This is a genomic window from Roseivirga sp. UBA838 (genome assembly GCF_002296035.1).
GTDB classification, from domain to species: Bacteria; Bacteroidota; Bacteroidia; order Cytophagales; family Cyclobacteriaceae; genus Roseivirga; species Roseivirga thermotolerans.
Genome location: NZ_DBHC01000008.1, coordinates 30,395 through 57,195 on the forward strand (window position 1 = coordinate 30,395; position 26,801 = coordinate 57,195).

A 26,801-nucleotide genomic window follows, 5' to 3' on the forward strand; every position below is an offset into this window, starting at 1 on the left:
GCTAAGGAATATGCATAAACTTATGTGTTTGTAGCGAAATTTTCCAGCGAGGGTTGTCTTTTACGTAATCAATTATTTGCGGAAGCATCTTGTCTGACTTGTCCCATTCGGGTTGTAGATAAAGTAAACACTCCGGTCTAACCTTGGCAGCGTGCTCTTCCGCCCACTTAAAGTCACTTTTGTTGTACACCACTACCTTAAGCTCATCGGCTGCGGCATAGAACTCTTCTTTGGGTTGCATAAACTTTTTGGGCGAGAAGCAGAGCCAATCCCATGTTCCGCTGAGTGGATGAGCCCCTGATGTTTCAATGTTTGTATGGCACCCTTCTGCCCGTAACCTATCGGTTAATGTGTTAAGGTTGTACATGAGGGGTTCCCCTCCGGTAACTACAACAAGCTTCCCTTTGTATTTTTTTGCACCGCCAACAATCTCATCGATGGAATGAAGGGGCCAGCGCAATGCATCCCAGCTATCCTTTACATCGCACCATACGCAGCCAACATCGCATCCTCCCAACCGAACAAAATAGGCTGGGTTTCCTGTAAAATGACCTTCACCCTGGATGGTGTAAAATGCTTCCATTACAGGAAGCTTGCCGTGGAGTTCGGCTGTTTGTTTACTTTCTTTCATAGACAATTTTTTATAGCAGGTGTTGAAACTGCTTTACTATTGAATCTCTTTAAAACGTCATTCCCAACCCGATCAGGTAACTGCTATTCATGGAAGATATTCCCACAGCAAGGGACTGACGGCAGTGTTGGATTTCAGTTATACTAATTTCTGACTGGCCAAATAGGTATTCCAAAGCAGTGAAGCGATGGTCATCGGCCCTACACCTCCCGGAACTGGGGTAATGTAACTACACTTTGGTGCTACTTCATCGAACCGTACGTCTCCCTTGAGCTTGAAGCCTGACTTAGTCTTATCGGAGGGCACTCGATGTATACCCACATCGATGACAATAGCTCCTTCCTTCACCATATCTTCAGTAACGAAACCTTCCCTGCCAATTGCTACAATAAGGATATCGGCCTGTCGGGTTACCTCCGCCAAGTTCTTGGTTCGGCTATGACACAAGGTAACCGTAGCATTTCCGGGCTTGGAATTGCGACTCATCAATACACTTATGGGCGTACCAACGGTGTGGCTTCTCCCAATCACTACACAATGTTTGCCACTGGTTTCAATACCATTTCTCTCCAAAAGAAGCATCATTCCCTTAGGCGTAGCGGGTAAAAGTGTGGGCAGATCCAACAGCATTTTACCCAAATTGGTCGGATGGAATCCGTCTACATCTTTTTCTGGCAAAATAGCCTCTACAACTTTCTGTTCATCGATTTGCTTTGGCAAAGGTACCTGAACAATAAACCCGTCAATTTCAGAGTCTTTGTTCAGTCGGTCTACCGTGGCCAGCACCTCTTCTTCAGAGGTTTCTTCCGGCAAATGAATAAGGGTAGAACCAAAGCCGATAGCCTCACAGGCTTTTACCTTGGCGTTTACATAGGTTTTGCTGGCACCATCTTCACCAACCAATACGGCCGCTAAATGAGGCACTTTTGCTCCTTTTGCTTTTATTTCATTTACTTTTTCGGTCAGCTCATCTTTTATTTGCTGAGCTGTGGCTTTTCCATCGAGTAACTTCATTTTAAGTTTTTTGGTGCTTGGTGCACAGTGCTCGGTTTACTTCTTCAAATCATTAATATCGGCTTGAACGTATTTCATTCAACGGATAGCTGACTTACTTACGCTTTTTAATCCAACTTCAGAACCGCCATGAAGGCCTCTTGCGGAATCTCCACATTACCTACCTGACGCATTCTTTTCTTTCCTTTTTTCTGCTTTTCAAGCAATTTACGCTTACGCGTAATATCTCCTCCGTAACACTTGGCCAACACGTTTTTACGCATGGCTTTTACAGTTTCTCTAGCTATTACTTTTGTACCAATCGATGCCTGTACCGCAATTTCAAACATCTGCCGTGGAATAAGATCCTTTAGTTTTTCGCAGAGCCTTTTTCCCCACTCATAGGCTTTGTCTCTGTGCACTATAGCCGAAAGCGCATCTACTTTGTCTCCATTGAGCTGGATGTCCAGCTTTACCAGGTTGGACTGTCTGAAGCCTATCAACTCATAGTCTAATGAAGCGTAGCCTCTGGAAATGGTTTTGAGTTTGTCGAAGAAATCGAAAACTATCTCGGCCAGAGGCATTTCAAAGGTTAGCTCTACTCTGTCTGAGGTAAGGTAAACCTGGTTTTTAATGATACCGCGCTTTTCCATGCACAGCCCCATGATACCTCCCACATACTCAGACTTGGAAATAATTTGAGCACGGATAATCGGCTCTTCCATGTGAGACATCTTATTGGCCTCGGGCATTTCGGAGGGTGCATTGATTTTCTTCACCGTGCCATCGCCCATTATGGCATGAAACTGAACAGACGGAACGGTTGTAATCACCGTCATGTCAAACTCCCGCTCCAATCGCTCCTGCACAATTTCTAAGTGCAGCATTCCCAGAAAACCACATCGGAAACCAAAACCTAGTGCTGCCGAAGTTTCAGGCTCCCATACCAACGAGGCGTCATTTAACTGAAGTTTCTCCATAGAAGCCCTCAGTTCTTCAAAGTCTTGTGTGTCAACCGGATAAATTCCGGCAAAAACCATGGGTTTCACATCTTCAAAACCCTTTACCATTTTCTGAGTAGGCCTATCGACATGGGTAATGGTATCACCCACTTTTACCTCCTTGGCCACTTTAATACCGGAAATGAGGTAACCTACATTACCTGCCTTAATTTCTTGCTGTGGAGACTGTTTTAATTTGAGAATACCAATTTCATCGGCATCGTATACCTTGCCCGTATTCACAAACTTTACCTTATCTCCCTTTCTTATAGTTCCGTTGAAAACGCGGAAGATTACTTCAATTCCTCTGAAAGAGTTGAAGACTGAATCGAAAATCATGGCCTGAAGGGGTTCGTCAGGATCTCCGGTGGGTGCCGGAATTTTTTCTACTATGGCCTCCAAAATTTTATCTACACCAATCCCCTCTTTACCGCTAGCCAGAATTACATCTTCTCTCGCACAACCGAGTAATTCAACAACCTGATCGGTCATTTCTTCGGGCATGGCTCCCGGCAAATCAATTTTATTCAACACAGGAATAATCTCCAGATCATGCTCCAGGGCCAGATACAGATTAGAAATGGTTTGTGCTTCTACACCCTGCGAGGCATCTACAATAAGCAGTGCTCCTTCACAGGCAGCAATGGAGCGCGACACTTCATAAGAAAAATCAACGTGGCCGGGAGTATCAATTAAGTTAAGAACATACTCTTCACCCTTGTAGTTATAGTTCATCTGGATGGCGTGCGATTTAATGGTAATACCTCGCTCGCGCTCCAAATCCATATCATCCAACAGTTGATTTTGCATCTCCCTTTCCGACACAGTACCTGTGTACTGCAACAACCTATCGGCCAGGGTGCTCTTGCCATGGTCGATGTGCGCAATGATGCAGAAATTCCGAATTCTCTTCATATACCTCTAAACGAACCGCAAAAATAGAAAAAGTTGATGCATTTTAAGATTCTGACTACCACTCATTTTAGAATGACTGCTCAGGCTGCCACTTAAGCGGCATGTGCCCATTTGTTTTGGGCTGCTATACCCCAGAAGATGATGAAATATATTCGGCATCACGGCCATATTGGCTACTTTTGCCGCATGCTTTTGGCCGACAAGAAAAAACAGGAAAACATTTCGGAATACATCATTTACATGTACCAGACCGAGATGCTCATTCGAAACTTTGATTTCGATCTTGAGAAAATAAAAATTCATGTTTTTGGAAATATCCCCGATGAAAAGATGACTGAAGCCCAGCGAGAAGAGGCCATTGACTGGTATGCTGAGGTAATTGCTCAAATGAAGAAGGAGAAGCTAGAAAAAGAAGGTCACCTGGCAGAAGTGCAACAGATTGTAGAACAACTGTCTGAGCTTAGTATTAGGCTACTGTCAGAAAATGAAGATTACCGTGCAGTATTCAATGCAGCGCGCCCGGCTATTCGCGAAAACATTGAAGCTTCTGAAGGGCTAATCTCAAACCCTGTTCAGGTTTGCCTCAACGGGGTTCTTGGGCTATTAATTGCCCGCATGAACGGCCGCCATATCCCGGACGACACTATGGTTCAGATTGAACACTTCGGAAACATACTTTCCCTGCTCTCCCACTTTTATAAAAAGAATCAGTCTTCGAGCTAGCGCAACAGTATTCGATTATACATATTCCATCTTCTCATTGTTTTATTTTGTAACTTATGGTTGCGATATTGACCCCAACCAGTTACTCAAGCCACACAATGAGCATGAAGCACATACATACACTGGCTCTATTCCTGTTTGCCCTATGGCCTTTGAGCGCTCAAACCATTGAAAAGAGCTACATAAGCACCGATAAGAATATCTATGCCCCCGAAGACACCATTTGGTTTAAAACCTTTGTAGTGGGTATAGACAACCAACTATCTGACCGCAGCTTGGCCTACCATGTACTGCTAGCCGATAGTTTGGGCAATAAAAAAGCCGATACAAGCTGGCCGGTTTACAATGGCATGTCAGACGGTTACCTAATTGCCCCGGCCGAAGAGGGACTTTATACGCTTATGGGTGTTTCGGGGCAAATGGTTGGTTCAGACTCGTCCCTGTATTTTTCAAAGTCGGTTTTTGTAAGAAGTATTGAGCCCGATGCGTACAAGTTACTGGCCTTTCCCAGATACAGCAGGTTTAGTAAAGATGCCGCCAACCCTGTGGATGTTTATGCCCGAATTGACAATGACAAACCGGTTGCTCAGCTTAACCTTACCTACAGAGCTTTGGCCAACGGAGTGACTGTTGAAAGTGGAAAAATAAAGACGGATACTACAGGGGCAGCAAGGGTGTTTCTCGGTTCTTCCAAAAAATCTATACCAACTCCCTCTCACCTATGGATTCAGGTCGATGAAGCATCACTAAGCAAACCCGTTCATCTTTATGTTCCTCTTCCGGCAGAGCATGAAGAAAAGATAGACTTACAGTTCTTTCCGGAAGGCGGCCACCTAATTGCCAAGACCATAAACCACATTGCTTTTAAAGCTATTGATCGAACAGGCCGCCCTTTCGATTTCGAAGGATATCTGAAAGATGAAACAGGCACAATACTGGATACTCTCAAGAGCACCCACGCGGGCATGGGAAGTTTTGAACTCATGCCAGAACTCCACAAAGAATATTCAGTGGTCATAGCTAACTCCCCTCAGCCAGAAGAAATCTACTATTTACCAGAGAGCCATTTAACCGGTATTGCCCTACACCTCAAGCGACAGAACAATGATAGAGTTTTAGCAATAAAACCCAGCCAAAACCTAATGAATACGAAAGGCTTTCTTACGCTGAGCAATCAGACCGATACTATTATGCACCTAGACTTTACCTTGCAAGAGAACTTGGCCTGGAGAGTACCTGAACAAAATTTAATTGCAGGCATTTATAAGGTTACTGTGCAGAGCAAAACACTTGAACTCGTTGCAGAGCGACTCATATTTGTTAATGCCGAACGAAAACTGAACATAGACCTTCAACTCGACAAAAAAGATTATTCTCCTCGCCAAAAGGTAGAGCTGACACTTACTGTCAAAGACGAAACAGGTGCTCCGGTAAAAGGAAATTTTGCCTTGGCCGTAACCGATCAGGAGTTCTCTAAAGCCCCTAACAATCAACAGCCTCATTTGCTTTCGCAACTGTTGCTTACGGCCGAGTTAAGAGGAAAAATCCCTACTCCTAATTTCTACTTTTCTGGCCAACCCGGGGCCTTAGAAGCACTCGACCTGGTAATGCTCACTCACGGCTGGCGAAAATACAGTCCAAGCCGTTATAAAGATCCCGAAGCCATTGTTGGCCAGAGCCTATCCTTTATTGGCAACAACCCCATTACCGGTGTAGAAATACTTATTGCTACCAAATACTCTGAAAAACCTGACACTGTGCGCTCAGGAGAGAGCGGACGCTTCATTGTTGAGTCATCTTTTTTTAAAAGTAAGGGAGACTCTGTCTTACTATTTCTGGCAGGGCAAGAGAAAGGGAAGAGAAAAGTACAATTGGTTTCAGACACGGAAAGACGTAAAGCATTAATAGGTTCTCTCATTAGAGGAATAGGGCATGAGAAAAACTCGTATGCCCCTCTTGAGATTTATAAACCACAATTTAAGGTGGCAAAGAGCCGATTCAATAATTCTACTCTACTGAGTACTTTCAAAGTAACGTCCAGCACTGTCATACCTCGAGGAAGCTGTAATGTAGAGGATTTTCACACTCAGTTTCCCTGGAAAACCAAAACCATTGAAGAACTAGATTTATCGGATAACGATATAATTGAGTTAATAAAACAAGTAAGCAACGAAGTAGAAGGTATTGGTGCCACCAAATTAAACCTCGATTACTCCGACCCCTTTTCAGGATCAAGAATTCCCATCAACGATGTTTTGAAAAGCAAAAAATGGCCACATGTATTTTCTATAAAGGTAAACTGTGACCCTCGCGGCATGCAAGCTGTTGGCAAACGCACAGTAAGAGAACCCATGGGAAGAGGTCAAGTTGAAGTACCCCGTGGTGGAGCCTATGAAACTCTCTACACCATTGACTGGAGCAACCTGGAATCTATATCAGTAAGCTATCCTGCTCCCTCATCTTTGATTTTAGGTCATGGAGACGATGGAAAGCCCAACGAGCTCAACTTTCCGGAGGTAATTCTGAGAACTAAGAACGGAGTGGTAATTCCTAAGCCTGCTATTAACGATCGAATAGTTCATCCGGTGCACCGCAATTACACCAAAGAATTTTACTCACCCCTATACGAAACCGATGAGCAAAAAAACGACCCTGTGCCGGACTTAAGAACAACCATATATTGGAATGCCAATGTGGTAACTAGCGAAAACGGTCAGGCCAAAATAACGTTTTACAATGCCGATAGGCCCAATCAAATTCAAGTTACGGTAGAAGGCATTGGAGCCTACAGCCGTCTGGGTTATTCCAGTATAAACTATCAGGTTATTGAAAGCAACCAGTAAAGATCTATTGCTTAACTATTTGCCCACCTTTCATCACAAAGCTCACGCGAGTCATGGCTGAGATATCTTTTATAGGATCTCCCTCCACAGCCACTATATCGGCCAGTTTCCCAACCGAAAGGGAGCCTACCGTATCATAAATACGCAACAGTTCTGCGGCTGTCTTTGTGGCCGACTGGATAGTCTCCATGGGGCTCATCCCCGCTTCCACCATATATACAAACTCCTTTCCATTCTCTCCATGAGGAAAAACACCCGCATCGGTTCCAAACGCAATCTTAACCCCCTTTCGGTAAGCTTTGGCAAATGTGTCTTGTATTTGAGGGCCTACCTCCAAAGCCTTAGGCACTACTACCGGAGGAAAATAACCCGGTATCTGTGCCTTCTCTACCACAAACTTTCCGGCCGAAATGGTAGGCACATAATAGGTGCCTTTTTCAATCATCAGATCCATGGTTCTTTCACTCATAAAAGTGCCATGTTCAATTGAATTAATACCTGCCTCAACAGCCCTGTACATTCCCTCATCGCCATGAGCATGGGCAGCCGTCACAAAACCGTATTCACGGGCTGTCTGCACAATCCCCTTAAGTTCATCCATTTGAAATTGAGGCCCCTGACCATCCTTGGCAACCGAAAGCACCCCTCCGGTAGCCGTAATTTTAATTACATCGGCTCCATTCTTATACCGCTGCCTAATAGCCTTTCTGGCCTCATCATAACTATTTACCACACCTTCCTTGGGACCCGGGTCTCCCATTAACTCAGCCTTTCCCCCATTAGTAGGGTCGCCATGACCTCCTGTGGTTGCAATGGTCTTTTCTGCAGTATAAATGCGGGGACCTAACACCTTTCCTGCATTAATGGCATTGCGAAGCGATACATTGACTCCGGTTCCTCCAAGATCTCTAACAGTAGTAAAACCGGCCATTAAAGTGCGTTCGGCATATACCTGAGCATCATAGGCTATATCTGCCGGATTGAGCGTATAGCGTTGTACTTGCGAATTCGGACTGCTCTGACTTTCAATGTGCACATGCATATCCATAAGTCCAGGCATTACTGTCTTACCTTTTAAATCGATCACCCGGTCGTCTTTTCCAGGCGCGGAAAAGCCGGAGTTGATGGCCACAATTTTATCGCCTTCCACTACAAGGGTCATGTTTTTTTGCACCCTGCCCAACTCAACATCAATCAACTGCCCGCAATAAATTAGCTGGCGTTGCGCCCATGCCTGAGTATAAAATAAACTGATGATAACAAGTACTATTAACCGATTCATTGCCTATAGATTTATTCAGAAAACTAAATATAGGAATTTGAAGCTTGTCGCAAGCAACTATCTATTGATGGCATTTTTTTTCGAAAAACGACTCTATTTCTTTCGAATGAGTCTGGCGAGATACTGATCGTTTTCTTCGTGTAGAATGTAGGTGTGCCAGCCAAGCGCATCAGCCTCCACAGTCAGGGTATCCGCATCAATATATACCCAATCGAACCAGTCGCCCCTCTTGCCTCTGTATTCATACTGAAAGCTTACTTCACCATAGTAGGAGTCTAAAGGCTTGACACTAGCCTCGTAGAGGTAAGAAATATCGCTCGAGTCCACAATAATTTGCCCTTCTTCACCCAATAACTCTGAAGCCTTTTTGAGAAAAACCCGAAGACTGCTAAGCCTGCCTATAAAACCAATGCCATTCATAAGACACAAAAGTGTATCGAAAGGAGCCGCTGTATAGCTGAAAAAATCGTGACACACAGCATTTTCTATACCTGATTCCTTTGCAATGCGCATAGCCTCTTGCGAGGTATCAAGGGCCACAACCTCATGCCCCCAATGTTGCAACACCAGGGCATGGCAACCTGTGCCTGCACCTACATCGAGCACACGACCTTCGCACACGGAGAGGGCCATTTTTTCCAGATCAGGCATTTCTTCATAACTCCTGAAAAAATACCACAATGGCATTTCTTCGGCCGGACCATAAGTGTTGTGAAGAAGTAGTTTATGCTCTTCGTTACCAGAGAAAAAATCGCTCAGGGCGCTATCGTAAGGTGTTTTCATGTGCTCCGGCAAACTTAGCCAAAATATCGTTGTGCCCTGCAGCCCCTTACCACAATGCACTACCGAACTTTCTTCGGTAATTAGCAAGAATAACCGAACAGAAAACCCGCATTCACAAACATAACCTTACGGAAAAAATGCCATGGGGAGAAAGTAAAAAATTCAATAAATATCAGTAGAACAGATAGTTACATGAGCGGTAACCATTCAAACCCAAAATAGACCGATTTGGATAATTCTGATATAGCCCCCAATTAACAATCGCGACTTTTACATGTTCATACATTGGAATGCTATTGCCAGACATGAAAAGGTCGATTCTTTTACTGCTACTACTCACTTCGCTAAATTTTGGTGTTGCGCAAGTTCAACCAAAATCCTTCAATGCTGTTCGTACTACCGAAAAGATAAAAATAGATGGGGTGTTCGATGAAGCTTCCTGGCAGGAGGCTCCTGTGCTTACAGACTTTGTACAACGCAGACCAAACCCGGGAGCTCCCTCTCAGCGCAAAACAGAAGTACGGCTAATGTATGATGACGAAGCTGTTTATATAGCGGCAAAGATTTATGAAGATCGGGACCAGGTTTTCAATATACTCACTAACCGAGATAACATAGGCAACTCCGACTACTTTGGTGTTGCTATAGACCCTTTTAAGGCCGGTCTCAATGGAGTAGGCCTATTTGTAACCGTGGCGGGCGTTCAGTACGATGCCCTTTATTCTAATGGTGGTAATGAAAGAATATGGCGCAACGACAACGACTGGAATGCAGTATGGTTGTCGGACACCAAAATAAATGACGATCACTGGACGGCCGAGTTTAAGATTCCTTATGCTGTACTTCGCTTTAATTCCAGAGAGGTGCAGGAGTGGGGTATTAACTTCTTCAGAAAATCTACCGCTCTCAATGAAGACTCGTTCTGGAACCCTATTGATCCTCAAATTGATGGTTTTCTAAACCAGGCCGGAGTGGTAAAAAACCTTAGAAACATAGAAACACCCACCAGGTTGTTCTTTTACCCTTATGTGTCTACAGTAGTAAGCCGCTCTACGGCTACTGGCTTTGTAGAGCCTCAATTCAATGGGGGAATGGACATTAAGTATGGTATAAACGATGCCTTTACCCTGGATGCAACTCTAATTCCCGATTTTAGTGGAGTGCGGTCAGATAATCAGGTGCTCAACCTCTCGCCCTTCGAAGTTCGGTTCGATGAAAACCGCCAGTTTTTCACTGAAGGTGTGGAGCTATTTAACAAAGCGGGCCTTTTCTATTCCAGAAGAATTGGTAGCACATTTGGGAACCTTACCGAAGAATTGAACGACAATGAAACTATAATAGTAAGACCGCAGGCCGCTCAGCTTATCAATGCCTCTAAAATTACAGGAAGAACCAACAGCGGTCTTGGCATTGGCTTCTTTAATGCCTTAACCGAGCGCACCTTCATTACTGTTCAGGATACTGAAACGGGAGCTGTTCGGGAGGTAGAAGCCGATCCGCTCACAAACTTTAATGTAATTGTGCTGGATCAAAACCTTAAAAACAACTCCAGCCTTACACTAACCAACACCAACGTTCTGCGAGGAAAAAATGCTGACGATGCCAACGTAACGGGCTTAAATTTCAACCTCAATGACGAATCGCTCACCTGGCGTGTTCGGGGTTTTTATGCCTATAGCCAGATTGCATCGCATAATATCGAAAACAACAACATTGACAGAAAGACCGGGTATAAATACAACATAGGCTTTTCTAAAACCCGTGGCAATTTTCAATTTGGTGTTAACCGAAATGTAGAAACAGACGACTACGACATTAACGACCTGGGCTTTTTAAGAAGAGCCAACCGAATAGACCATGAGCTAAACCTCTCCTATTTACAGTTTGAACCCAAAGGCATATTCAACGACTATCGCTACGGAGTTCGTCTCGAACACAACAAACTGTACAACCCCAACATGTTCTCAGAATTTCAGGTAAGTGCAAACTTTGGAGGTAGTTTTAGAAACTTCTGGGGTTTCTCTGTAGATGCCAACACCAACCCGGTAGAGAGCAACGACTACTTTGAAGCTCGTGTACCGGGCTACATTTTCAAGCGGCCGGAAAGTTACTCATTTGGAGCCCGCCTAAACACCGATAGCCGAAAGAACTTTCGACTCTCCGGACGTTTAAGGTTTTGGAAACGACCCGACTGGGATCAGGTAGACAATTCTGCCAATATTGGCGCTCGCCTGCGAATGGGTACGAGAGTAGAAATTAACCACAATGTAGACTATTCGTTCCGTGAAAATGAAAGAGGCTATGTGAGAAGAATCTATGACAACAGCGGAGCACTGGAGCATGTGGTATTTGGAATTAGAAATGTGAGAAACCTCACTAATACACTATCCTCTAGCTACATCTTTACCAATCGCATGGGAATCACCTTTAGAATGAGACACTACTGGAGCCGGGTTGAGTACAACGATTTCCTTGAACTTACAGAAGACGATAGACTGCAAGACATTGATTATACCGGAACCGACTCTACTACAGGAGAGCCACTCCACAACCGCAACTTCAACCAGTTTAACATAGACATGGAATACAACTGGCAGTTTTTGCCAGGTAGTGAAGTGCGGGTAATCTGGAAACGATCTATTGGTACAGACGACCTGAACACTCAACTCGACTTCTTCGATAACTTTGGTAATACGCTTTCCGCGCCCAACTTTGACACAATAACTATTCGTATGGTGTATTTTGTTGACTATCTTAAAATCAAGAATATTTTCAGAAAGTCTTAACAAACGTAAAACCTATTAACTTTTTAGCGCACCTCTATCTTTCAGGCCCCAACGCACAGTTAACTGTCGGCAACTTTATGGGTGACTTTGTGAAAGGAAGCCAATTGGGCCATTTGCCGGAGATGGTGGCAAAGGGCGTGATACTGCACCGCGAAATAGACCACTACACAGACCACCATCCAATCGTTGGTCTTAGCAAGGATAAACTCCGGTTAAAGTATAGGCATTATGCAGGAGTGATCGTGGACATGTATTATGACCATTTTCTGGCCAAAAACTTCAATGAATACTCTAGCCAACCACTATGGGCCTTTGCTCAGGAAAAATACGAGCTTCTTCAGGCCAACTACGAGTTCATTCCTCCACGCGGCCAACACATGCTACCCTACATGATCAAAGGCGATTGGCTGACCAATTATGCCCGCAAAGAAGGTTTACACAGGTCGCTCACCGGCCTTTCCCGTAGAACCAAATTCAACTCGAAACTTGAGCTTGCCATCCAGGATCTTACCGAGCACTACTCCGTTTTTGAAACAGAATTTCGTGAATTCTTTACTGAAATAAGGGAGCACATTTCCCAATTCAGGCAAGATTTGATTAATTCGAAGCTATGATCGTTTCCCGTCCTAAAAGGAACACCATTTTTGCCCTGGGAGTGTCCACCCTTATCTGCGGTTTTGGGTCGCTCTATTTTATGCGCCAAGTATTAGCCGAACCCGATGGCGTGTGGAGATATATAGTACTGGGTATATTGTTGTTGTGTACCTCCATTCTTATATACAAGCTGCTATTCAATTATAAGGTCATTAAAATAAGCCACGATCTGGTGCATATTTATTACCCCTTTCGCTTCTTTAAAACGGTTCAGCCCATCAAAGACCTTGGTGCCTGGCAAGAAACTATTATTGAAACGAATAAAACTGAATTTAGAGAGCTAAAGCTGGTTTTTATGAACAAAGGGTTTGTAAAAATTACAAACCAGGAAAATAGCGACTATGACAAGGTATATAAATACGTGAAGAAAAAAGCTCCCAAAAAAGAAGTGAAAGAATGATTAAAAACCTGCTCTTAGTGGCCTTAGGTGGTGGAGTAGGCAGTGCCTTGCGCTACTTTATTCAAGAAGGATTGCACAAGCAGCTAGAAGGCTTTGCTCCATACGGCACCTTTGTGGTTAATATAGTGGGCTGTTTTCTTATTGGCCTGTTTATGGGCTGGGCACAAAGTGAAAAGTACCTTTCCGAAGACACCAATCTGCTACTCATTTCCGGTTTTTGCGGTGGTTTCACTACCTTCTCTACTTTTGCTATGCAAAGCAATGAGCTTATGCTAGGAGAAAAACCTCTTCAGGCTATTCTATATGTTGGGTTAAGTGTGGTGGTGGGCATGACTCTAGCCTATTTAGGGTATAAGCTGGGGAAGATATCTTAATTGCACCCTTAGACTTATCTTTTCGGCTATATAGAGCTTGAAAAGACCTTAGAAGTAACAGGTTCTGCATTTCAGAAAACATATGCTAAGATGAATTAAGAAATTTCAGCTGCTCAAGAATGTTTCCTTACAAAGGAATGCTCTATTCTTTTATGGGAAATCATGAACTCAAAAATCCTGGATCAATTAGGTCAGCATAGAGGAATAGATCTTGATACAGCCATACCAAGCTGACTATTTTTATCTTTCACGTCTCGATCGATGAGATTAAAACTTATATTATTGTCAAAATCAATAAGTCAAGATTATTCCGTGAGCAGTGCATCTAGAAGTTTGAGGTTTTCTACAGTTCTCAACATTCTAAAAAAGAGACCAATATCAGCCGTCTTGGGAATTCTACCCATATTAATTCCGGGTTTTGTAGTGATTATCTTGATGATTGTATTTTCTTCTATTGATAACGATGTACCGAAAGTTGACTTAGACCTGATACACGCTAAAGGCGTAGACAAAACTGCACGAATCATTGATATTGAAACTCAATATAATATATCAATTAATGGCGTTCATCCAACAATAATACACTACAGTTACAATGACAATGGATAGGACAGAGTGTCTAAATACCGTGTTCTTGAAGATCGAAAAATTCAAGACTTCGGAGTAGGAACCGAAATTGATATTAAACTATATCAGGGAAGTAGTATAATACTCGGGCTAAAGCCATACAAATTAGAGAAAGGCTTCTTCTTACTCATCCTATTCCCCTTTCTAGTTGTTGGAGCACCATTCCTAGCGTACTCTGTGTATCACCTATTGAAAGAGATAAAGCTATACAAACATGGAAATTTGATGCAGGGTAGACTTATATCATCCATTCAAAAAAGAGGTCTACCGTTTTCAAATATTGGCCGGAGTGTTTCTGTGCTCTACGAATATGAAATCAATGGCCAGAGAATGGTAGGTGAGTCAAAAACAGACGACTTGTCCTTCGTGAATAACCAACCAGGTGACTTAATCCCCGTATTTGTCTCGAATAGCAACCCTAAAAACTCATGTGTGGTCCCAAAACAAGAAGCTTTTCGAAATAGTTGGAACATTAAGTTTGAATAAAGCCTCCACCAAAGAAGAGGAGACTAATAACTACCTTCATAAGTCTTATTTGACAGGGAATACAGAACCATTCTACCAGGGAACTAGAAAATCAGGTCGCTCAATCATTACGTCCCCCTAATCGGACTGTGGCAAGCTGGCAACATGATCTGAACATGCTTGTAAACAATCTCCTTGAGTGTATTGGGGGCTAATGACTCCAATCATAGCCATCCAACCCCTCTAAACAAGCAATTAGCAAATCAATAGCACCTTGAATATCGTCTTTGTCGGCCATTTCAATCACCTGATGCAAGTGTCTGGTTGGAATGGAAATAGCGCCTGAAATAGCTCCTTCCTTACCCATTCGCTGCACTCCGGCCGTATCGGTACCTCCCGCAGTCAACACCTCAGGTTGCCATTTAATTTGGGCCGATGTGGCCGTTTTCTTCATGAAATCTACCATGCGATAATCGCAAATGGTGGAAGCATCCATAATTTTAATGGCCACCCCTTCTCCCAACTTTGTTACCATTTCGTGAGGTTGGGCTCCCGGCAAATCGTAGGCAATGGTAGTATCTAAACCAAAGCCAAAATCGGGATTAATAGTGTGTGCCGAAACATTGGCACCTCTCAAGCCTACCTCTTCCTGAACGGTAAACACACCATAAACATCATACGGATGGTTTTGAAGTTGTTTCAGCGCTTCTATGAGAATAAAAACCGAAACCCGATTGTCGATAGACTTGCAGTTTACACAGTTGCCCATCTCAATTAGTTCACGCTCTCTGGTAATGGGGTCTCCTATAGCCACCCACTTTTCTACCTCTTCTTTCTTCATTCCAAGGTCAATAAAGTAGTCAGAAGTTTTAGCCACTTTACCTCGTTCTTCCTGACTCATTACATGTATGGGCTTACTTCCCATAACCCCCACCACATCTTTCCGGCCATGAATAATCACTCGCTGAGCAGTTAGTGTTTTAGGGTCGAAGCCCCCCAGCGTATGAAAGCGCACAAAGCCATTGTCATCGATATGAGTAACTATAAAGCCAATTTCATCCATATGGGCAGCTACCATGGCTTTCTTTCCTTCCGGGTTATTCTTACCCTTTTTTACCGTGATTACATTGCCCATATTATCTACCCTCCACTCGTCTACATGGTTCTTCACTTCTTCAATAACCATCTCGCGTACGCGCTTTTCGAACCCAGGAGCACCAGCTACTTCACAAATTCGCTTTAGTAGGTCAACGTTAATAGACATATCGATTCAATTTTTGGTCGAATATAAAGCTTGAGAAAGGGGAATAAAAGAGGAAGGAAAAATAGAATACAGAAAGACCGCTAAAGGTCTTCGGCCAGGGTAAACACAACGGTGAGCGAGTAAACGCCCGGTCTATATCCCATACCGGGAGTTAATTTATAGTCAATTCGGAAACGGTGGGTAAAAGGATCGTTTGAGCCATCACCAGGCGCATTGGTGCCTACTCCGGAGTTTACCCGAGCATCATCGGCTGCCGAACCTATTAAGTAAACCGGGTTGGACACATCCTGTAACTGAAAGAAGGTATTTTGCTGAGAAGTTCCACCTGGGCTAACTGCCCTTATTTCTAAAATTGAGACTGGTACTGTAGAGGAACCTGCACTGGAGTATGAGGTGAGCAAATCCCACTGACCGGGTGTGGTAGTTTGGGTGCCTACATACAAATCCCACTCGGCAGTAGACTCAATTCTAAACTCTGTGGCGTTGGGACGAATAATACCATTGGTGTATTGACGTATGGTATTAAAGGTAAAATCGATATCGGTACCTCTTGTAATAGAAATGTCCAGGGTCTGGGCAAAACAATAAGAGGCAATTAGGTGAAAAACAATCAGAAAGGTTACCCTTCTGCTCATATACAAAAATATGGAATAAAGTAATACAAAAAGAGGTAACATGAACTGTTACCCCTTTTACCAATCAACATAAATCGAACTAACTTATTTACTACGTCTTAGTAAAACTGTATTTCTTAATTTCTTAAAGGTCTTCTGCCAAAGTGTAGATCACGTTCAAACCATAGTAACCAGCCTGATATTGTGCTGTCAGAGTAGGGATAATTCTGTAGTCTACTCTGAAGAAGTGAGTGTCAGGAGTTGTTAGGTAAGAACCAGCAGCAATACCGTCACCGGCAGCTACAGTACCTACAATGTCCAAGCGAGTATCTGTCAAAGAAGTAAAGTTGTTCAAAGCAGAGTTTCCGGCACCATCTATAATTCTTACCTCTAACAAAGTAGAAGGAATTGTTGAAGTACCTGCGCTTGAGAATGCCTGCAACTGAGACCAGTTAGCAGTTTCGGCCTGTACGTAAAGATCCCAAGGCACAGTAGACTCAACACGAAGTTCAGTTACGTTTGGCTTGATGATACCGTTTACGTAGCTAGGAATGGTATTAAAGGTGAATTCTACGTTAGGGTCTGTAGCCAGCGTAAGGTCCAAAACACCTTGCAAGTCCATAGCTACATACACGAATTCATTGTCGTCTGGTAAAACCTGAGCATTTGCCTGGTTTCCGAGAGCTAAGGCAAAAACTGCCGCTACGACAAATGCCTTAAAGTTTACTAATCTTTTCATGAGTATTAATGTTTAGGTTAAAAGTTTAGACATGTGAATATATGGACTTATATTCATATATACAAATATCCCTCAAAAATTTCTCAACTTTTTTTACCGCTTCGGTAAGCGAAGCCGTAGAGTTCTGCCATGTGAGAGCTTTGAGGGCGCCCATCTATTCTTTACTTTTTTCTTTAATTTCTATTTCAATTTCTGCGGCTGCCACTTCATCCCTATTGCCATAATCCAACACACCCAAAACAGAATACCTGCCCGGAGGATAATCTTTAGGAATAATAAATGTGACATCGCGATTGCTAGCGGGTAGTACCGTAAAGTTGCGTGGTTTAAGGCGCGTTATCTCACCCGTTTGCAGGTTGGTAAACTCCGCATAAGAATTGCATTTGAGAAAAGTCTCTCCCACATTTCTTAGTCGAAGCACCAATTGGTCTTCTTGCTGAGTAAAGTCGATCAACTCTCCTTTAGCGAAAACAGCATTTGGAGGAGTTTGGAAAATGTACACCCCAAAACGATAGGCCTGGTTTAGGTTAACGATTAGCCCATCGCTGTTTTCCTGAGTCGATTGTTTTTCTTCACTCAACCGGATGTAGGCCACTGCCCATCGTGCAACCAATGCACTGGAATCTTGTGGCACGTCCATCACTACTCTGATTTGCTGCGATTCTCCCGGATCTAATTCAAAAAGTGCGGGAGTCGCGCTCAACCAATCTGCACAAGAGCGAGGCAAGGTTCCTTTTTCCATGAACTTACTCTTACCCGCACGTGAAGCATCAAAGTCTCCAAAATCTACAGTAAAGGTTTGTCTACGGTCGGCATTGTTGGTCACAGTTATAAGTCCTGTTGATGACCCACCAGGGCTAACCTTGTAGTTCAACCTTGTCGGAGAAGTGGAGATTTTCTGACCGAAAGCATCAAAAAATGTAAGGCAAAGCAGCATTACTACCAGCGCTGCCCACCGCGTTCGACTGTGTTGATAAAATGATCTCATATGTTGATTGTTAGTTGTTGTCAAATCGTTTAATGTTCAGTTGCCTTCTTTTCTCAATGAGGTAAAAGGCCAGTTGGTAATTACCTCCTAAGTTGTTGATGTCTAAAGTGTAACTAGACTGGGCAAACTCAAACTGGCTATCTACCGCCTGCTCATTCACCTTAATAGTATATTGGCCAAAAGGCACATAGAGCCTAAAGCTACCTTGCAAATCGGTTAGTGTAGAGTAGCTTTCGCCAGTAGCGTCTGTAGCCGTTACCCGAATGCCGTTAAGCTTCATTCCTCCCTCACCTAGTGCCGAGTACTGTGCTTTTTGCAGAATGATATTCCCCATTATCTGCACTCCTCGCTTCAGGGGTATGTACACTGCCTGACTGGAGTTTACATCTACCTCCACGCCTTTAGATTTGAACCAGCCCTCTGAATTGGTCAGCAACTCAGTCTCTACAAAATATTTCCCTTCCGGTAGGTTTCTAAAGTAAACCACACCATCCTGGTTTGTCATAAGCGCCTGCCCGTTTACTCTTACAATCACATTTCGCTCAAACTCTTCCCCCTGGTCTCTCAGGTTGTTTCCATTTAAGTCTTTAAATACCACCACCTCAAGGTCATGTGCTTTTTTGCCCGGCTTTTTCAGGTTGAATTGTTTTTTTATTCCAAAGCGAAGAAATGCATTGGACTGGCTGAACGGGTTAAATGCCTGAGTGCCAAACTCAGAAACATTGGCCAGTGGGCTTTCTCCTTGTTTGATACTGAAATATTCAACCGTCATATTAAACTCCAGGCCGCTCTTCGAGAAGTAAGTGACTTGCGGTGCCATATTGGCTCTCCACCGGGCCAAAACTGACTCATAGGCCATAGTGAACATGGGACGAACAGAAATTCGTGCCTTTGTAAAATTTAGCTGAGCAAAAGCACTCAAAAACAAGGATTGTGGATTTATGCCATCTTCCACAACCCTTAGGTTGTCCAGCACATTAAAGGGGCCATAATAATAGCGGGCCGAAACGTTGAGGTTTTTATAACGCAAAGTGTTTTCCCAGCGAGACACCAGATATGGCTTCATGTTATAGTCGAGTGCTTTGGTAAAGCCAGAAAAGAAACGGGTAAACAAGCGGGCATCTGAACTTTTGTTGGTGCTAAAGCTTAATCCCATACCGGTGGTCGATGTTCTAAGGTCCAACACTTCCTCATAGGTATAGCGCGGATATACCATAAAATTGCCGTTCTCTGTGGCCCAACCATACTGCCCTTCAAAGGTATTGCGCACAAATTCTCTTCTGGGAAACAGAATACCCTTGCTGTATATCTCAGGATTACGGCTGTTCATATTCACTCGTAAGCCCACATAAGTAGTTTCTCCCAAATTATACCTGGCATTGGTATTGAAATCTACAGAACCCCTGAACTGCGAGGAATAGTTGGGGCTGTTGTACCGCCCTTGTGCAGAAAGACTAACGCCCTGTATTCTTCCGGTGTAGCGAGCCGTAGCCCCAAAACCCGGGACAGAGAAGGTTCCGCTGGCCCCCTCATGCAGTTCTGTAGAGTACCCTACTTTAACATCCACAATGCTCTGGTTGGGTAAACGATAGTTTGCTCTGAGTGTAGCAAGGTTGCGGTTTACCTGGTTGAACTGATCGTCTTGATTTACCAATTCGGCCGTGGCATTGAGCCCTTGAAAAACTCTGTACCGAACTGATGCTCCCATGCTATTCAGGTTGTTTTGCACATTGCCGTTTTGTGGCCGGGTAACATAAATGGCCGAAACACCCACCTTATCGAAATAGTAGGAGCCTTTTACACCAGTTCCATTAAGCAACAGCTCCATGTTCTGCCCTATGTCTCCGGCAGATACAGAATATTTAGGTGTGCGATATTCAGCAAATCGATAGGAGCCTAAAAACTGGGTTCCGGCAAGGCTATTGCTGGATATGATGGTCTGATAATAATAGCGAAGGAAGCGATCTTCTCCAAGATCGGCTTCCCCGCTAAGATCCAGACTGAAATTCGTGAACTGCGACAACACATTGTAAGTGTTGAACTCCAGGTTGATTGGAATGGTGGATGAACCATACGCTGTTTTAAACTTGTGTTCCTGATTTAGCTTCTTGAAATCTACTCTTCCGCCCCAGCTTGCACGGTTACCCGCTACATCTTTTACCTGAATATTGACCTTATACTCAGACTGATCGGTCTGCTCAGAATCTATGGCTCCAGCCGTGAAGAAATTCTCTTTTTTGGCCTCTTCGTCCAACTGAGCAGTAAAGGTAAGGGTGGTATCAATATCAACCGGGAGCTTAAGCGGTAGCGAATTGTCTGCAAAAGGATTTCCCTGCATGTCCAGAATTTTCACCTTCACATCCGGATTGAACAGAATCATCACATCTTCTGCAGAGTTGCCATTGTTCTTTAAGTTCACCTGGAATTGTGCCTCCTTTTTATCGGCCGGAAAAAACACCTCCGACTTTACGATTGAAGCGAACCAACGCGACACTTTTACCACTTGCATAGACCAGGGCGTGGAAGCCAATGGAATTCCGTTGGTGGTAAGTGCAGTAGCATTAATAAAGTAATTCACATTGCCTGTAGCCGATTTTTCAGGCACCACCCGAATGGGGATGAAGAGACTGTCGTTGTTAGCTACGTTATAAACTCGGTCTTCAGCCCTTACGCGAGACCAATTAGGTGGAGTAGCAATTTCTATTTTAAATACTGAGGTACGACCTGTTCTGTTCACCACCTTGAGCACATTGGAGGCTACTTCATCAACAGAACCGCTTGTTTGGGATTTTAAGAACTGTAAAGTGAGACCACTCGCTGTTCTCTCTTGGGCTACGACACTTGTCTGAAGCATTAATAAGAGCATACAGCTAGCGCATACCACAAAGGAGAGAAATCTCCTATATCTGGGATTACACGTAGTCAAAATAAGTTAGTTCTTACGGTGTTAGGTATTTCAAATATAAGTAGTTTATAGGTGAAATACGCAAAGATTTTCGGCCGATTTCTATTATAAATGGCGGTTTTGAGTGTGAAAAGATTTTTTTTGGTAGCCACTTACGAAGTTCTGAGTGCAAAAAAACACCCTCACGGACAATAAATCCACATTTGAAACGATAACCATCCCATTAGAGGCTTTTACCAGCTAGTCGGAATTTTGGATAAAACCAGGAGTCATCCACCCATAACTCACTGATAATAAGACCATATAACACCCTGATTCTTAAAAACTGCAGTCCAAAAAGCAAAAATGGGCAAGCAAGGGTTTGTGTAAACATCCTTGCTCGCCCATTGGACAATGCCATGTGGCATGGGTATTAAAAATTTGCCCGCAATGAAATCATAAAGTTTCGGCCGGGAGCTGAAATACCTGAACTATATGGCCTGTAACGTTGGTCTGTAATGTTTTCTACACCTGTAGTTACCGTTAGCACATCGTTGAAACTGTATTGCGCTTTAAAATTGAGCGTGTACCATGCCGGTGCGTAAGGGTTACCATTTTCATCGGCAGCATATATTTCTGTTTTGCCTTTCTCATCTTCGGGCATTTCATGGAAAGACACTTCCTCGTGGTAGTTGGCATAGAGGCTAAGCCTCCATTTGTTGCCCAGATAATTGAGTCTGCTCACGCCAAAAGCGGGTGCTGCATGCCGCAATGGACTTTTGGAGCCATCATCTAATTCCTCCTCTCCTTGCTGAAAATTATACATGGTATTAAAACTAAAACCTACCGGTAGTTTTACTTCTGCTCCCAACTGAAAACCGTAGACCTCAGCAGCGGCAGCGTTTTGAATGGCCTGCACCCTGCTCATCTCTCCATCATACATTATTTCAGTCATTCCATTGAGAGTAAAATCTCTTCTGACCAGCGCATTGTCCAGGTAGGTATAAAAGGCCGTTACATCTACCTTCAGTACTCCTGAGAATATTTTAGCAATGCCTATATCGGCATTGTATGCAGTCTCAGCCTTCAGGTCAGGATTGGGCACAACCACTGCTCCCGGCTCCGAATCGAATATTTTACCCATATCGTCTACATTAGGCGACCTGAAGCCAGAAGCCATGTTGGCACTAACTACCCAAGTAGCATCTGGACGCAATATGGCTCCTAAACTCCCTGTCAACGCCCCTTCGTTCAGCGAGGCCTCCGTGAAAGGGAAGGGATAGAACCGGGTATCGAAAGCTGCATCTATTCCAAAACGATTATAGCGCAGGCCTGCCTGAAAGGTCAGGTAATCCGTAGGACTGTATTCCTGAGTAATGTATGCCGCATACGATGTCCATTCGGCCTGAGGGTACCGCGAGGGTCCTTCCGTTGAAGTGCCATCTTGTATATTCTGCTCATAACCGGTAGAGTTCACTTCATTAAGCACCCACTCTACCCCGTAGAACAGCTTACTTTTGTCACTCAATCGCTTGTTGGCGTCAATATTTACCGAATAAGCATCTACTTTTTCTACGCGTACCGATCGCTGATTACTGTTCAGGCTTCTGTCTCTGCGGCTTTCTTCAAAATGCTGGTAGGCGAGTCTAAGCGTAACGGCATCATACAAACCGGATTTTCTCTGATGACTGGCACTTAGGTTATTCATCATCCAGATTTGCGGCCCGTAACTCCACTCTCCATAGCGTGGCGCCCCATTGCGTGTTCTCAAGTGCCGGTCATACCGGCCATAATCAGATGTTTCTGAGTAGTGGAACCCATATTGAAAGTCCCAATATTGGCTGGGTTTATACCTTACCTTTTGAGTGATGTTGAACTGAGAATAACCACTCGGGTTTTGTACCCTTGGGTCGGAGTTGGTAAGCACCACATCCTCATTGCCTCTCCTTTCTACCGTGTAGGTTTTGAGGTAATCGTCAGGCCCGTTACTTCCCATTTTCAGGTCATCGAAATCATTGGCACTAAGGCTAGTGGCAAAGGCCCACTTTTTGAGTCCCAACATAAAGCCTACATGGCCAGTCATTTCGTTGTTGGCCGAAGCATAACGTAAAACTGCTTTTCCGCTAACCTGTGGGGTACCGGTTAAAGATAACTGTGGGGTGAGTGTCTGAAAACTCATTACTCCCCCAATGGCATCGCTACCATAAATAACCGAACCAGGGCCAAAAGCAATTTCGGCACTTTCTATGGCAAACGGGTCTAGCGAAATTACATTTTGAATATTCCCACTTCTAAAAATTGCGGTATTCATTCGCACACCATCTACCGTGTAGAGCAGGCGGTTAGTAGCAAAGCCACGAATCATGGGGCTGCCTCCTCCCTGCTGGCTCTTTTGCACATATATTTGGCCGGAAACCGAAAGCAAATCGGCCGCTGTTTGAGGGTTCTGAAAAGCCACCTCTCTTGGAGTGACAGTAATTACTTTTTGAGGCACTTCTGCAGAAGACTGACTCCATCGGGTAGCAGAAACAACAAACTGATCGAGCGAAAGACTAGTAGGACGAAGGCCTAGCTGAAAACCCATAGCTTCCAACTGTTCGAAGCTATACTCTGCTGTGGCATAACCTAAAATGCGTATCTGTATAAGTTCTGCCCCCTCCAGTGCGGCAATATCTGCCTGGCCTTTGGCATTGGTGGTGAGAACGGTATTGTCCTTTTCGCTGACAATAACAGCCAGCTCCAATGGCAGACCGCTTTCCTGGTCTACCACGGTTAAAACCTGGGCTTTGGCTACGCAACAAAGCAGGCACAGCCAGCCCAGAAGAATAGTTTTCTTCATGATTAAAAAGTGAATTGTTAAACATGTTCAGTCTTGCCGACTGATAAAACAAGCCTCTTTGTGAGGTTGTCTTAAAAACCCGAAATGCTTAACAATAGATGGGTGGTGGAACGGGAGGACTCCAACAGATTGACCGATAAAAAACCGGAGCTTGCATGGCTTCATGGATATGAAAACCAAAGCCGATGGGTAGGTCTGAAACTATAACCGAATGATATAGGCCTTTGAGAAAACGTTCTATTTGCACCTGATTATGCTGTTGATCAGGATCGTGCTTCATGGCCATGGCCACCAGGCGATCGAGTTGGTACTTAATTTTGGTTTCTGCCTTATCCCACCAAACGTGGTAGATAATTTTCCCTTCAAATTCTTCTTTTTCCACTACATCGTAGCTCTGGCCCTGGTATTCGAACTCCCGCTCATGCTCCCATTTCAACGTAGCAGCCTGCTCAGCTGTAAATGTAAGCTGAATGAGCTCCCCTTTGTCTACCCCAAGCAGAATCTGATGTTCAATGTCTTCTCTCAACTTCCACTGTTTGAGCTTAAGCATGGCATAGCTAAGCCCTAATGGGGCAAGAAAACACATGAGCAGTGCTACAGAAATAAACTGTCTGGTTCGAGTAGCCATTTTACAGGCTTACAATCTAAGAAAGAATAACTGATTTGATAAGCAGAGAGTGACAGGAGGCACTTTATTACTGTAATGGGCAGCTCAGCAAATGAGCTTGTATCCATAGCCTCTTACGTTTAGAATCTGAATGGAAGTATCTTGGCTAAGCTTTTTCCGGAGCTTGGTTATGAACACATCCATGCTTCGGGCATTAAAAAAGTCATCACTCCCCCACAGGGTGTTGAGTATTAGGGTCCTTTCTGTCAGGTCGTTTTTATGCAGGTATAATTCATGGAGCAGTTGGGCTTCGCGGTGCGTCAATTGCTCTTCCTGATCTTGAAAACGCAGTGTTTGTCTCGAAAAGTTAAAAGTGTACTGCCCTATGGATACGTCTTCTGAGGGTTGGCCTCCTGCGTGTCGGCTGAGCAGTGCCTTTATGCGAACAATTAGCTCTTCCATAGAAAATGGCTTCTTTAGGTAGTCATTGGCCCCATAGCCAAACCCCTCCACCACATCTTCTGTACGGCTCTTGGCGGTTAGAAAAATAATGGGAATGCGGTCGTTCTTTTTCCTGATTTCCCTGACCAGAGAAAATCCGTCTTTTTTGGGCATCATTACGTCTAGCACCAATAGTTCCGGACCGGTTTGCTCATATTTGAGCCTGGCCTCTTCGCCATCGGCACAATAGATTACATCATAGCCTCTGGTTTCGAGGCTTTCTTTCACTATGGTGCCCAGGGCTACCTCATCTTCTGCCAAAAGTATCTTATGCTTTGCCATAGGGTACTTCTACTATAAAAGTGGTTTTACCGGGCTGCACACTAAGTGTTACCTCTCCGCTATGTTTTTCTACCAGGCTTTTGGTATAGAAAAGACCAATTCCAAAACCTTTTACGTTGTGAACATTGCCCGTGGGTATACGATAAAATTTATCGAATATGCGCTGTTGCTCCTGCTTACCAATGTGCCCCCCGTTGTCTGTCACTCGCCAGGTTATTTTATCGGTACTGGCCGAAAGTTCCAACTCTATCTGATTACCTCCATACTTAATGGCATTGTCCAATAGGTTGCCAATAGCATTTTCCATATGAAACACATCCAGAAAAGCCGTTTCGCCAAGCAAATCGGTTTTAAAGCTCAGCTTTTTATCTCCTTTTATAAGGTAATAGCGTTCATAGATTTGCCGGGTAAATGGCACAACCTCTACTTCCTCTAGCGAAATTTCAAGATCATCGGAATCCAAGGAAGCCGTTTCCAGTAGTTTTTCTACCATACCATTCAGCTTGCCGAGCTGATCTTTTGAAATATCCAGATACTTGGAGGTTTTCACCGGATCGTTGGCTTCATTGAAATTCGAAATACCTTCCAGAGCGGTAGAAATAGTAGCAATTGGGGTTTTAAACTCATGAGTAATATTGCTAATCAGGTCGTTCTTTATCTCGGCCAACTCCTTTTGCTCGCTGATCACCCTGTAGAGATACAGCAGGGAGCCAATAACCATAAAAGAGATAACCAGTGAAATGAGTAAATCCAGCCCTCCCCTTTTAAGAATAGCCAGAGAGGCATTTTCGAACCTCAATTGCAGCCGCTGATTTTTAGTTAGAAATGTGCTTTTGGAAAACACATCGAGCGGGTAATTTTCCAGATCATCGACAGGCTCTGATAGTAGTGTGTCAACCTTAGGCCTATTGAATGTAATCGCCCCATTTTTATTACTGCTTTCAACCACCTCTAGCCCTATCGGCACTGATTTGTAAAGCACCATCACATGGTTTACCCTTAGATTTCTTCGGTTCAACTCGTCTTGCAGGTGGCTTTTCAGAGCTTCGAGATTCAAATTGCTATTGGTTAACGATATGATTATTTTTTTGGCAAAGCCCTTAATCTGCTCCAGACTATCAGTAACCTTGATTTCTACATTGCCTGTATGCGATTGACTAAACAAAATACTATCGGAGATAGCCACAGAAGAATGGGCCATGTTTTGCCAGACACCAAATTTCTTAACGGGTGAGTCTAACTCTACTTTTGAGAGCTTGCCTTTCTGGAGACTTAGGGAATCCAGAAAAACAGACCAGTCGGTGGTTTTTCTAACCGAGTCTGACGAAGATGTCCATGCTCCGCGAAAAACGATGCCCGGCATAAGGGTATCGTTAGGATCCAGTCGCCTATACATTATATCTTGCCGAACCAGATCGGCAAAATAGCTGTCTATGCTCACATCCAGAGCCCGTTGCATATCTTGAATAAACCGCTCTTTGTTCAGGTCATAGTTCTGAACATTCCGATACACCTGCGTAGCAATGGTAATTATGGCTGTGGCCGTAATGAGATAAATTATACGTTTGAGTTTCAGAGCGTTCACAAGGCAAATATACACACAGAA

The 26,801-nt window shown here is 43.9% G+C and carries 20 protein-coding genes; 6 read left to right on the forward strand and 14 right to left on the reverse strand.

Annotated elements, in window-relative coordinates:
• Position 1: 1 nt before the first annotated feature.
• The 3 genes from B3O12_RS02040 to lepA form a co-directional block, all read right to left on the reverse strand.
• Complete coding sequence (locus B3O12_RS02040) at positions 2-631, reverse strand: 7-carboxy-7-deazaguanine synthase QueE (RefSeq protein WP_286755109.1); 630 nt, start codon at positions 629-631, stop codon at positions 2-4.
• Positions 632-769: 138 nt separating this feature from the next.
• Positions 770-1,645, reverse strand: a complete 876-nt coding sequence (folD, locus tag B3O12_RS02045; RefSeq protein ID WP_286755110.1) for a bifunctional methylenetetrahydrofolate dehydrogenase/methenyltetrahydrofolate cyclohydrolase FolD — start codon at positions 1,643-1,645, stop codon at positions 770-772.
• Positions 1,646-1,752: 107 nt separating this feature from the next.
• Positions 1,753-3,540: a translation elongation factor 4 gene (lepA, locus tag B3O12_RS02050; protein WP_189631462.1), complete on the reverse strand. Its 1,788-nt coding sequence runs from the start codon at positions 3,538-3,540 to the stop codon at positions 1,753-1,755.
• Between the two features lie 138 nt (positions 3,541-3,678).
• Between lepA and B3O12_RS02055 the strand changes: the two genes are divergently transcribed.
• Positions 3,679-4,263: a DUF4924 family protein gene (locus B3O12_RS02055; RefSeq protein WP_286755111.1), complete on the forward strand. Its 585-nt coding sequence runs from the start codon at positions 3,679-3,681 to the stop codon at positions 4,261-4,263.
• Between the two features lie 104 nt (positions 4,264-4,367).
• Entirely contained in the window at positions 4,368-7,106 is a 2,739-nt protein-coding gene (locus B3O12_RS02060) for a hypothetical protein (protein WP_286755112.1), read from the forward strand.
• 4 nt (positions 7,107-7,110) lie between these two features.
• Here the strand turns inward: B3O12_RS02060 and B3O12_RS02065 are convergent, their stop codons facing one another.
• Both B3O12_RS02065 and B3O12_RS02070 read right to left on the reverse strand, forming a co-directional pair.
• On the reverse strand, positions 7,111-8,388 hold the full coding sequence (locus B3O12_RS02065; protein WP_286755113.1) for a metal-dependent hydrolase family protein: 1,278 nt from the start codon (positions 8,386-8,388) through the stop codon (positions 7,111-7,113).
• Between the two features lie 93 nt (positions 8,389-8,481).
• Entirely contained in the window at positions 8,482-9,171 is a 690-nt protein-coding gene (locus B3O12_RS02070; protein WP_189631466.1) for a class I SAM-dependent methyltransferase, read from the reverse strand.
• A gap of 305 nt (positions 9,172-9,476) precedes the next feature.
• On the opposite strand from B3O12_RS02070, the gene B3O12_RS02075 reads away from it, so the two are divergent.
• From B3O12_RS02075 to crcB, 4 genes are read left to right on the forward strand one after another with little or no spacing between them, the layout of a single operon-like run.
• Positions 9,477-11,957, forward strand: a complete 2,481-nt coding sequence (locus B3O12_RS02075; RefSeq protein WP_286755114.1) for a DUF5916 domain-containing protein — start codon at positions 9,477-9,479, stop codon at positions 11,955-11,957.
• 14 nt (positions 11,958-11,971) lie between these two features.
• Complete coding sequence (locus B3O12_RS02080; RefSeq protein ID WP_422662577.1) at positions 11,972-12,571, forward strand: ACP phosphodiesterase; 600 nt, start codon at positions 11,972-11,974, stop codon at positions 12,569-12,571.
• Positions 12,568-13,011 (forward strand): hypothetical protein, encoded by a 444-nt coding sequence (locus B3O12_RS02085; protein ID WP_286742520.1) that lies wholly within the window; start codon positions 12,568-12,570, stop codon positions 13,009-13,011. Before B3O12_RS02080 ends, B3O12_RS02085 begins: the two co-directional genes overlap by 4 nt.
• The gene (crcB, locus tag B3O12_RS02090) at positions 13,008-13,385 is read left to right on the forward strand and encodes a fluoride efflux transporter CrcB (RefSeq protein ID WP_286755116.1); all 378 of its coding nucleotides are present in this window, start codon (positions 13,008-13,010) and stop codon (positions 13,383-13,385) included. The genes B3O12_RS02085 and crcB overlap by 4 nt, the downstream gene beginning before the upstream one ends.
• 1,303 nt (positions 13,386-14,688) lie before the next feature.
• Here crcB and B3O12_RS02095 read toward each other — a convergent pair.
• The 9 genes from B3O12_RS02095 to B3O12_RS02135 form a co-directional block, all read right to left on the reverse strand.
• Positions 14,689-15,741 (reverse strand): M42 family metallopeptidase, encoded by a 1,053-nt coding sequence (locus B3O12_RS02095; RefSeq protein ID WP_189631471.1) that lies wholly within the window; start codon positions 15,739-15,741, stop codon positions 14,689-14,691.
• Between the two features lie 80 nt (positions 15,742-15,821).
• Positions 15,822-16,376: a hypothetical protein gene (locus B3O12_RS02100; RefSeq protein WP_189631472.1), complete on the reverse strand. Its 555-nt coding sequence runs from the start codon at positions 16,374-16,376 to the stop codon at positions 15,822-15,824.
• Between the two features lie 124 nt (positions 16,377-16,500).
• Complete coding sequence (locus B3O12_RS02105) at positions 16,501-17,094, reverse strand: hypothetical protein (protein WP_189631473.1); 594 nt, start codon at positions 17,092-17,094, stop codon at positions 16,501-16,503.
• A 154-nt stretch (positions 17,095-17,248) separates the two neighbouring features.
• Positions 17,249-18,082: a fimbrial biogenesis chaperone gene (locus tag B3O12_RS02110; protein ID WP_189631474.1), complete on the reverse strand. Its 834-nt coding sequence runs from the start codon at positions 18,080-18,082 to the stop codon at positions 17,249-17,251.
• Positions 18,083-18,092: 10 nt separating this feature from the next.
• Positions 18,093-20,936 (reverse strand): hypothetical protein, encoded by a 2,844-nt coding sequence (locus B3O12_RS02115; RefSeq protein WP_286742540.1) that lies wholly within the window; start codon positions 20,934-20,936, stop codon positions 18,093-18,095.
• Positions 20,937-21,399: 463 nt separating this feature from the next.
• A complete protein-coding gene (locus B3O12_RS02120) occupies positions 21,400-23,805 on the reverse strand; it encodes a TonB-dependent receptor plug domain-containing protein (protein ID WP_286755117.1) in 2,406 nt (801 codons plus the stop codon).
• 88 nt (positions 23,806-23,893) lie between these two features.
• Positions 23,894-24,433 (reverse strand): hypothetical protein, encoded by a 540-nt coding sequence (locus B3O12_RS02125; protein WP_286742545.1) that lies wholly within the window; start codon positions 24,431-24,433, stop codon positions 23,894-23,896.
• An 84-nt stretch (positions 24,434-24,517) separates the two neighbouring features.
• The gene (locus B3O12_RS02130; protein ID WP_286742546.1) at positions 24,518-25,195 is read right to left on the reverse strand and encodes a response regulator transcription factor; all 678 of its coding nucleotides are present in this window, start codon (positions 25,193-25,195) and stop codon (positions 24,518-24,520) included.
• Positions 25,182-26,780 carry a sensor histidine kinase gene (locus tag B3O12_RS02135; RefSeq protein WP_286755119.1) on the reverse strand — a complete coding sequence of 533 codons (1,599 nt, stop codon included), beginning with the start codon at positions 26,778-26,780 and terminating at the stop codon, positions 25,182-25,184. Before B3O12_RS02135 ends, B3O12_RS02130 begins: the two co-directional genes overlap by 14 nt.
• Between the last annotated feature and the right edge of the window lie 21 nt (positions 26,781-26,801).

Excerpts from the sequence above, each read along its gene's own strand:
- B3O12_RS02040 (WP_286755109.1), bottom strand. The coding sequence starts at position 631 with ATGAAAGAAAGTAAACAAACAGCCGAACTCCACGGCAAGCTTCCTGTA.
- folD (WP_286755110.1), bottom strand. The coding sequence starts at position 1,645 with ATGAAGTTACTCGATGGAAAAGCCACAGCTCAGCAAATAAAAGATGAG.
- lepA (WP_189631462.1), bottom strand. The coding sequence starts at position 3,540 with ATGAAGAGAATTCGGAATTTCTGCATCATTGCGCACATCGACCATGGC.
- B3O12_RS02055 (WP_286755111.1), top strand. The coding sequence starts at position 3,679 with ATGATGAAATATATTCGGCATCACGGCCATATTGGCTACTTTTGCCGC.
- B3O12_RS02060 (WP_286755112.1), top strand. The coding sequence starts at position 4,368 with ATGAAGCACATACATACACTGGCTCTATTCCTGTTTGCCCTATGGCCT.
- B3O12_RS02065 (WP_286755113.1), bottom strand. The coding sequence starts at position 8,388 with ATGAATCGGTTAATAGTACTTGTTATCATCAGTTTATTTTATACTCAG.
- B3O12_RS02070 (WP_189631466.1), bottom strand. The coding sequence starts at position 9,171 with ATGAAAACACCTTACGATAGCGCCCTGAGCGATTTTTTCTCTGGTAAC.
- B3O12_RS02075 (WP_286755114.1), top strand. The coding sequence starts at position 9,477 with ATGAAAAGGTCGATTCTTTTACTGCTACTACTCACTTCGCTAAATTTT.
- B3O12_RS02085 (WP_286742520.1), top strand. The coding sequence starts at position 12,568 with ATGATCGTTTCCCGTCCTAAAAGGAACACCATTTTTGCCCTGGGAGTG.
- crcB (WP_286755116.1), top strand. The coding sequence starts at position 13,008 with ATGATTAAAAACCTGCTCTTAGTGGCCTTAGGTGGTGGAGTAGGCAGT.
- B3O12_RS02095 (WP_189631471.1), bottom strand. The coding sequence starts at position 15,741 with ATGTCTATTAACGTTGACCTACTAAAGCGAATTTGTGAAGTAGCTGGT.
- B3O12_RS02100 (WP_189631472.1), bottom strand. The coding sequence starts at position 16,376 with ATGAGCAGAAGGGTAACCTTTCTGATTGTTTTTCACCTAATTGCCTCT.
- B3O12_RS02105 (WP_189631473.1), bottom strand. The coding sequence starts at position 17,094 with ATGAAAAGATTAGTAAACTTTAAGGCATTTGTCGTAGCGGCAGTTTTT.
- B3O12_RS02110 (WP_189631474.1), bottom strand. The coding sequence starts at position 18,082 with ATGAGATCATTTTATCAACACAGTCGAACGCGGTGGGCAGCGCTGGTA.
- B3O12_RS02115 (WP_286742540.1), bottom strand. The coding sequence starts at position 20,936 with ATGCTTCAGACAAGTGTCGTAGCCCAAGAGAGAACAGCGAGTGGTCTC.
- B3O12_RS02120 (WP_286755117.1), bottom strand. The coding sequence starts at position 23,805 with ATGAAGAAAACTATTCTTCTGGGCTGGCTGTGCCTGCTTTGTTGCGTA.
- B3O12_RS02125 (WP_286742545.1), bottom strand. The coding sequence starts at position 24,433 with ATGGCTACTCGAACCAGACAGTTTATTTCTGTAGCACTGCTCATGTGT.
- B3O12_RS02130 (WP_286742546.1), bottom strand. The coding sequence starts at position 25,195 with ATGGCAAAGCATAAGATACTTTTGGCAGAAGATGAGGTAGCCCTGGGC.